Source organism: Streptomyces sp. NPDC059455 (genome assembly GCF_042750115.1).
GTDB classification, from domain to species: Bacteria; Actinomycetota; Actinomycetes; order Streptomycetales; family Streptomycetaceae; genus Streptomyces; species Streptomyces endocoffeicus.
Map to the genome: position 1 here is coordinate 1 of NZ_JBHYVB010000132.1, position 8,399 is coordinate 8,399.

General features: G+C 68.7%; 5 protein-coding genes and 1 pseudogene. 3 read left to right on the forward strand and 3 right to left on the reverse strand.

Annotation, left to right across the window (positions count from 1 at the left end; genetic code table 11):
- Positions 1 to 284 precede the first annotated feature (284 nt).
- From ACFXB5_RS35515 to ACFXB5_RS35525, 3 genes are read left to right on the forward strand one after another with little or no spacing between them, the layout of a single operon-like run.
- Positions 285 to 1,226: an ABC transporter ATP-binding protein gene (locus ACFXB5_RS35515; RefSeq protein WP_385215927.1), complete on the forward strand. Its 942-nt coding sequence runs from the start codon at positions 285 to 287 to the stop codon at positions 1,224 to 1,226.
- On the forward strand, positions 1,223 to 2,599 hold the full coding sequence (locus tag ACFXB5_RS35520) for an ABC transporter permease (RefSeq protein ID WP_385215930.1): 1,377 nt from the start codon (positions 1,223 to 1,225) through the stop codon (positions 2,597 to 2,599). The genes ACFXB5_RS35515 and ACFXB5_RS35520 overlap by 4 nt, the downstream gene beginning before the upstream one ends.
- A gap of 6 nt (positions 2,600 to 2,605) precedes the next feature.
- Positions 2,606 to 5,356: an alkaline phosphatase family protein gene (locus ACFXB5_RS35525; RefSeq protein ID WP_385215932.1), complete on the forward strand. Its 2,751-nt coding sequence runs from the start codon at positions 2,606 to 2,608 to the stop codon at positions 5,354 to 5,356.
- Between the two features lie 412 nt (positions 5,357 to 5,768).
- Here ACFXB5_RS35525 and ACFXB5_RS35530 read toward each other — a convergent pair whose 3' ends face one another.
- The 3 genes and pseudogenes from ACFXB5_RS35530 to ACFXB5_RS35540 all read right to left on the reverse strand — a co-directional run bounded on the left by ACFXB5_RS35530 (position 5,769) and on the right by ACFXB5_RS35540 (position 7,375).
- Positions 5,769 to 6,323, reverse strand: coding sequence for a hypothetical protein (locus ACFXB5_RS35530; protein WP_385215998.1), 555 nt, complete (start codon positions 6,321 to 6,323; stop codon positions 5,769 to 5,771).
- An 82-nt stretch (positions 6,324 to 6,405) separates the two neighbouring features.
- Positions 6,406 to 6,609: pseudogene (locus ACFXB5_RS35535) on the reverse strand (MFS transporter); the annotation flags it as partial.
- A 370-nt stretch (positions 6,610 to 6,979) separates the two neighbouring features.
- On the reverse strand, positions 6,980 to 7,375 hold the full coding sequence (locus tag ACFXB5_RS35540; RefSeq protein ID WP_385215935.1) for an ATP-binding protein: 396 nt from the start codon (positions 7,373 to 7,375) through the stop codon (positions 6,980 to 6,982).
- Positions 7,376 to 8,399 lie beyond the last annotated feature (1,024 nt).

Below are 8,399 nucleotides of genomic sequence, written 5' to 3' on the forward strand. Positions count from 1 at the left end.
CCCCGGCGGAAACCGCCGGGGTTCGGGGGCCGTCGCGGTCGGCTCAATTCCGCTCCGTGCCCAGTTGGCATTCACCGCGACATTCACCATCACAACTCATTCATGGGAGCATCCAGTTTTGATCAAATGATGGCAAAGAATAGTGATCGAAACGGCGGGCTCCCGCTCGGTGGTGACCTCGCTAATGCCAGGTCGTTTTATGTTCCACGTAGATTCAACTCGCCATCTATATCAGCAGCATGATCAATCCATAGGGTCCTTGAGGTATTTGAAGGAAGGGACCCATGGAAGAACTCCGCGCAATCCGGGCTCGCGGTATCACGAAGAGCTTCGGTGCTGTCGTCGCCCTGGACGGCATCGATCTCGAGGTAACGCAGGGTCAGATCCACGGCTTGGTCGGGCCGAACGGCGCCGGAAAGACGACGTTGCTCGGCCTTCTGCTGGGGCTCGCGGTGGCCGACGGCGGTCGCCTGGAGGTCCTGGGTACACCGGTCGAGCGGGCACTCGACGCTCCCGACGGTGTCGCCGGCTTCGTGGACGGCCCCGCCCTCTACCCCTCGCTCACGCCACGGCGGAACCTCGCCGCGCTGGCCGCGCTCCGCGGCCACGACGCGCGCACGGCGGGGATCGACGACGTACTCGCCGAGGTCGGTCTCACCGACGTCGCCGACGACCGTACCCGCGGCTTCTCCCTCGGCATGCGCCAGCGGCTCGGGCTCGCCGCCGCCCTGCTGACCAAGCCCCGGCTGCTGGTGCTCGACGAACCGTCCAACGGCCTGGACCCGGCGGGCAAGAAGCATGTGCACGGTGTCCTCAACCGGCTCGCGGCCGACGGAACCGCCGTCGTGCTCTCCAGCCACAACATGGACGACCTCGAGGCGCTGTGCTCCGAGGTGACCATCCTCGCCGCCGGACGCGTCGTCTTCTCCGGCCCGCTGTCCAAGCTGGCCACCGAGAACCGCGAACTCGACTACCGGCTGCTCACCTCCGACCCGCGGGCCGCGCGCCGGCTGGCGGACGACGCGCCGGGGATCCAGGTCGTCGACGACGCCGGGGTACGGCAGGACGCCGAACCGCTCGTCGTACGCGCCCTGGTGCCCGCCCTCGACCAACTCGTGGTGCGGCTCGTGGAGGGAGGCGTCGCGCTGCGCGAGCTCACTCCCGTGGTGTCGCCGCTCGAAGCCGCGTTTCTCGCCCTCACCGAGCAGCAGGAGGCGGCCGGATGACCGCGACCCTCACCCAGAGCCGGCAACGGGAACACGAGCAGGTGACCGGGGGCCGTCGCGTCCCCGTCACCCGCGCCTGTCGCTTCGAGCTCGTCAAGCTCGTCTCCCAGTGGCGGATCCGCCTGCTGGTCCTCGCCTGCTGGATCGCTCCCGCCCTCTTCGTCGCCGGGGCGAGCCAGCAGAGCACGCTTCCCGTCGACACCCTCTTCGGGCGCTGGATGCTCGCCTCCGGGTGGGCCGGGCCGCTGGTGATGCTCGGTTTCGCGGGGACCTGGGCGCTCCCGCTGCTGACCTCGGTCGTGGCCGGTGATGTGTTCGCCTCCGAGGACCGGCTCGGCACCTGGCGCCATCTGCTCGTCGCGGTCCGCTCGCCTCGGCGGATCTTCGTGGCGAAGGCGGTGGCCAGTCTCGCCGTCCTGCTGCTGCTCGTGGCCGGACTCGCGGTCTCCAGCACCGTCGGCGGCCTCCTCGCGGTCGGCGACCAGCCGCTGGTCGGTCTCGACGGCCATCTCCTGGCACCGTCGGACGCCGCCGTCTCGGTCCTGCTCTCCTGGGTCTGCGTCCTCGCCCCGACCCTGGCGCTCGCCGCGCTCGGCCTCCTCGGGTCGGTCACGCTGGGACGGTCCCCGATGGGGCTGCTGGTGCCCGTGCTCGTCTCGCTCGCGATGGCGGTCGCCCAGATGCTGCCGCTTCCGGTGGCCGTGCGCGTCGCCCTGCCGAGCTACGCCTTCATCTCCTGGAACGGTCTGTTCACCAGTCCCCGGCAACTCGGCCCGCTGCTGATCGGCATCGTTGTCAGCCTCGTGTGGGCCGCGGTCGCGACGGCGCTGGCGTATGCGCTCTTCGTACGGCGCGACTTCACCAACCTGGCCCACGACGGTTCGGGCCGCCGCGCGATCACCGTCGGAGTGCTGCCGCTCGTCGGGGTGGCCGCCGCGTCGTTCGCGGTCGTCGCCGCGACGACCTCGGCGACGGGCTCCGGGATCGAGCAGGACAAGGTCCAGCGCTCGCTCGCCACGGCGTTCGCGCACCTGTACCGCATGCAGACCGACCAGCTCCACCGGCCCGCCGTCACCGAGGCCCAGTTGAAGGCCACGGCGGCGTGCAACAAGGGAAGCACCAGGGTCGCGGCGGAAGGGCCGGGCAACGACTGGCGCTGCGTCGTGACCTGGCATCTTCCCGGCGTCGAGGCCACCGGACAGGCCATCTACCAACTCGACGTCACTCCGGACGGGCGGTTCATGGCCGATGGCGATGGACCGAAGGAAGTGAACGGCTACTTCCTGGTGCGGACCCCCGACGGGGACGCACCGAACCCGCTGTGGCAGTTCGACGGCAACGTCGAACTGCTCGACACCACCCCGAAGGGATAACCCTCAATGCAGGTAACTCGCCGCCGCAAGCTAGCCGAGGAAGCTCGGATCAGTCTCGTCAGCAGACGCATCGGGCGCCGGATACCGCTGTTGACGGCGGGCACCACCGCCGTCGCCCTCGTGGCCGCCGGTACGGCGCTCGCGCAGACCCAGCAGTTCGGCACGGAGCAGGTCGGCCAGGTCACCGAGAATGGCCAGGTCGTCTCCAGCAACCAGTACATCGCCCCGTACGGCGACCGTCTTGTCATCAACCAGGGCAAGATCATGTCGTCCTCGGTCAGCCCGGACGGCACGCACATGGCCGCCTCGGTCACCGACGGTGGCGCGGCCCTGGCCATCGTGGACCTGAAGAACTGGAAGACGCAGCAGCTCGTCAGCAACGCCGCGTCGTCGAACCCCCGCATCAGCAGCAACAACGTGGGCCAGGAAGGCCCGACGTACTCGCCCGACGGCAAGCAGCTGTGGCTGGGCCAGCCGGACGGCTACACCGTGTTCACGGTGAACGAGGACGGCGGCGTCTCCAGCCCGAGGACCGTCAGCATCCCGGCGCAGGGGTCCAAGCACGCCCTGGTGGGCGCGGCGGCGTTCTCGGCCGACGGCAAGACCGTGTACTCCGCGGTCAACGGCCAGAACCGGGTCGTCGCCATCGACGCCGCGACCGGGACCATCAAGCAGAGCTGGAACGTGGGCAACGCCCCGCGCGGCATGGTCGTCGTCGGCGACAAGCTCTATGTGAGCAACGAGGGCGGCCGCCCGGCCAAGCCCGGCGAGCCCACGATCAACTCGTACGGCACGCAGGTACTCGCCGACCAGAAGACCGCCGCCACCACCAGCGGCACGGTCAGCGTCATCGACCTGGCGAACCAGGACGCCGCGGTCTCCAGCATCGAGGTCGGTCTGCACCCGACCGCCGTGTACGCCAAGAACGGCGTCGTGTTCGTCACCAACACCGCCGACAACAGTGTGTCGGTCATCGACACGGCGAAGGACAAGGTCGTCCAGACCATCTCCACCCAGCCGTGGGCCAAGGCCCGGGTGGGCTACGAGCCCGACGCGGTGACCCTCACCGACGACGGCCATCTGCTGGTGACCCTCGGCCGCGCCAACGCCGTCGCCGTCTACAAGTACACCTCCGCGCAGGAGCCGGTCTCTTACGTCGGCCTGCTCCCCACGGACTACTTCCCCTCGGAGATCACCACCTCCGGCAATCAGGTGTACGTCTCCAACACCCGTGGCATCGACGCCCGCCGTAAGGCCACCGGCGGTCACGGCACCCACGACACGACGTCGAGCCTGCAGAAGTTCACGCTGCCCGACGACAGCGTGATCAGGTCCTACACCGGCAAGGTCTTCAAGCAGAACGGCTGGAACGGCGAGTCGCTCAAGAAGTCCGACGGCTCCCAGGCCAAGCCGGTGCCGGTCCCGGTCAAGCTCGGCGACCCCTCGACCATCAAGCACGTCTTCCTGCTGGTCAAGGAGAACCGGACCTACGACCAGGTCTTCGGTGACATTCCGAAGGGCAACGGCGACCCCTCGCTGACCCAGTTCGGCGAGAACGTCACGCCGAACCAGCACGCCCTGGCCAACCAGTTCGGCCTGTACGACAACACGTACGACATCGGCACCAACTCCGCCGAGGGTCACAACTGGCTGATGCAGGCCGACGACCCGGAGTACACCGAGTCCTCGGCCGGTGAGTACGCCCGCAGCTACGACACCGAGGACGACGCCCTCGGCCACCAGAAGTCCGGCTTCATCTGGACCGGTGCGCAGGCGGCCCGCAAGTCGGTCCGGAACTTCGGCGAGTTCCAGCAGTTCCTGACCAAGCCGGCGGACGCCAGCTGGCAGAACCTGTACTGCGACAGCAAGAACATGGCGGCGACCGGTCAGGACACCGCCTACCCGCTGAACTCGACCTCGCCGATCCCGTCGCTCAACGACGTGTCGGTGCACGGATTCCCGAAGTTCGACACCAGCGTCCCGGACGTCTACCGGTCACAGATCTGGAAGCAGGACTTCGAGAAGAACGGTCCGGCGAACCTGAACATGTTCTGGCTCTCCAGCGACCACACCGGTGGCCCGGTGAGCCCCGCCGCCCAGGTCGCGGACAACGACCTCGCCGTGGGCCGGATCGTCGACCAGATCTCGCACAGCAAGTACTGGAAGGACTCGGCGATCTTCGTCGTCGAGGACGACTCCCAGGCGGGTCTCGACCACGTCGACGGCCACCGTGCCCCGGTCCAGATCATCAGCCCCTGGGCCAAGCACTCCACGGTGGACAGCCACTACTACTCACAGATCAACATGATCCGGACCATCGAGCAGATCCTCGGGGTCCAGCCGATGAACCAGAAGGACACCGCGGCCACCCCGATGGCCTCGGCGTTCACCCAGAAACCGAACTTCACACCGTTCAAGGCGCTGCTCAACCGGACCTCGCTGACCGACGGGGTGAAGACCCCGCCGTCCTGTGGTCTGGACAGCCCCGCGGCGCAGAGCCCGAAGGCGGCGGCCGTGCCGTCGGCCTCGGTGCCGGCGGACATGAAGAACGTCGCCGCCGAGTGGGACCAGTGGAAGTCGAAGCAGCGGCTGACCGGTCCCAACGCCGTTCCGGACTACGCTCCCCCCGCCCAGATGAACCACCTCACGTGGTACGAGACACACAACTGGGCGAAGCCGTACCCGGGTGAGAAGAAGATCTACGCCCCTAGGGACGTCCCGGGCGCCTACATCCCGTCGGCGGAGAACGACGGCTGACGCCAGCTCATGTGACAGGTGGCCCCTGGCCGGCATCATCGCCGGTCAGGGGCCACCTACGTGGTGGCCCGCACCCTCTGCGACGAGGCCGGCGCCTGGTCACACCACGCAACCCTCACCGCCTGGACGGGGCTTGGACGGTGTGGCCCGCCACGGTGGCCGAAGTGGGCGGGCTGCTCGGCTCCGTTCCCGCGGCAGCCTAAGCCGTGGCCGCCGCGTTCGCCGTCAACGCCGAGGTCGAGGCGGCCAAACCGCACCACACGACGGCCCACCTGAGCGCCGACCGCATCGCCTCTCACCTCGCCCTTCGCTGCGGACTGGGGGAGGGATGCGGCTGGGCCGTGCGCGATGCGGCGGCCCGGGACCGGGCCTTTCGCGACTTCGCCGGTGCCGTCGAGGTGGCCCGGCCCTTCTACCTGTCCGCTCGTGTCGGGGTCACTGCCCCGTCGGCGTCCCTGGCCTCTGCCGGCGCGAGGCAGAGCCCGCGGACCTGAGCGATGGCGAGCGGCACGGCGGCGGCGGTCGTGATGATCAGGGCGCCCGCGGCCAGGGTCGTGCGGAGCCCGATCAGGTGGGCGGCCGGACCGGCGAGGAGATAGCCGAAGGGGACGGGCAGGATCTGCCCGAGCGTCGAGTACGACAGGGTCCGGCCCAGCCGGTCCGCCGGAATCCTCTCCCGCACCAGCGAGGCCCAGACGGTCATGCTGACCGCCAGCCCCGTGCCGGCCGTCCCTGTGGCGATCACGAGCGCGGGGAGCGGCACGGCCGCCGCCATCGCCGCTGGCGGCACCGCCATCGACCCGGTGCCCGCGCAGACGACGAGTCCGACCTGCCGCGGCTTCCACACCAGGGCGAGTGCCGCCCCGGCCACGAGTCCGGCCGTGAAGCCGGAGACCACTACGCCCCACCGGGCGGCGCCACCGAGTACCTGCTGTCCGTACACCGGGCCGAGAACCTGGTAGCCCACCAGCCACGGGAACGATCGCGGCGGCCTGGCAGACCATCACCCACAGCCAGCGGCGGGAGCGGAAATCATCCCAGCCCTCGCGCAGGTCGGCGGTGAACCCGGCCCGGACCTTGACGGTCTTGGCCTTGAGGCTGATCCGGGAGAAGAGGAGGGCCGAAGCGGCGAACGTCAGCGCGTCCCACCCGAGGGCCCAGCCGGGGCCGACCATGGCGACCAGCACCCCACCCAGGGCCGGCCCGGCCACCTTCACCGTGTTCTGGCCGATCTTCAGCAGTGCGTTGGCCACGTGCCGACGCCTGGCACACCTGGGACAGTCGGATCTTCACCCTCATCCCCTACGACCACGCAGCCAAGACCTACAGCGCATACAGCACCTCGAAGCTGTTCGCCGCGGTCTACGCCGAAGCCAACGACCTGGCACCGCTGTTCGCCTCCCCCTACCGGCGGCAGTTGGCTGCAGGAAGCACCGCCGAGCAGGACCGGTTCTGTGAGAAGACAGGGGCGGCCCCTCGCCCTTGCGACAGGCGATCGGCAAGGAGCCGAAGCCTGGGCGCGGGATCGCTGATTTCTACCTGGCTACATTGGTACTGCGGCCGCATGTGAGATCGATCTTGGGGCGACTGCCCGTCATGCTGGTCGGCGCCGGTGGTCTGGCACTACCGGGCGAGAAAAGCGCTTACGGTCTTGCCGCCGTCCGCCCGGCGGGTCACGGAGGTGGCGCGAGCGAGATGGTTGACCATGGGCCAGCCGAAACCTCCGGTGCCACCGTGCAGGTCGGGGGCGCGCATGCGCGGCGCCTGCGGGCTGCGGTCATGCACGGCCACCTCGATGCTGTCCGGGTGCGCGGTGAGGTTCAGGCTGCAGATGCCGCCGCCGTGACGAAGGGCGTTGGTGACGAGCTCCGAGACGACGAGGATCACGGTGTCGGCAGTCTCGGCCGCTCCTGCCGCCGGCTGTACGAGACCTGCGAGGAATTCCCGGGCGCTCCGGCGTGTGTCGGCAATGCATGCCATGGACAAGTCAGTTGCCACGTTGACGCTCATTGTGTCCATCAGGTCACCCTGGTCTCTGGATCGTCACGCGGGTCCTCTGGCGGTCCTTCTGCCCGGCTTGTGATGTCTCAACCGCGTAAGCGCAGGCTGGGGTGCGTGTCCTGAGCGGTCATCCGCAGGGCCAGACGGGGCAGCTGTGGTGTTCGCGGCAACGAGGCCGGCGCAACCGGCCTGGTCGGAGTGGGTGAGCCTGGCTGTAGCGGGACCGCCGGGCACCCGTCCCGTGGCCTGTGCTGACTATCTCTCCACCTGGGTCACGAAAATCTATCCTGGCTGGAGTAGACATTGGGCGGTGACGTGGTTATGGTTTCTCTCGTAGCCAGAGAGACAACAGGGCCCGGCAGACATGAACTGCCGGGGAGCGTTAACCGCAGTTGCAGTACGCAGGACGGTGCGGCGGTGGAGTTTCGAAGCCAGGGTTGTTGCAGGACGGCGACGGGACTGGCGGCCGGACCAGGTGGCCCGCAGTGATCAGGGGCCGCCGCGAGCAGTACCGCAGTTCACGCAGTAGCAGTACTCAGCAGTGAAGTCAAGTGAGCAGCACCTCGGTGAAGGCGTCGGCTGCGGACGCGCGCACCGGGAGGTTCGGCAGTGGGGTTCTAAGCCAGAGCAAACGCAGGACGGGCAACGGGGCTGGCTGCCGAAGAGTGGTGCTGTGACAGGCCACCGAGCAATGCGCAGGACAGTAGTAGGTAAGTGATTGATCCCAGAGGGAAGAACGGAGGAGCCAGGCGCCATCAGGATCGCCCGGGTGGAGTCTTGAGCCCGGGTACCGCAGGACATCGATAGTGAGGTGGTCTCCGGTCAAGCAACCGCGATCCCCGCAGCCCCGACAACTTCCAGGTCGGGTCGGCGGACACAGAAGGCCGGCGCAGTACCAGGGTCGGCAGATGGTGTAGCAGTTCCTTCGGGGCCCGGGGGGGGGGGGGGGCCCCCGGCCCCCCCCCCCCCGCACACAAATGGGGGGAAATAAAACCCCGCCGCTATGAGGGGGGTGGGCGGCCCGCCCCAAGAACCCCCCCCC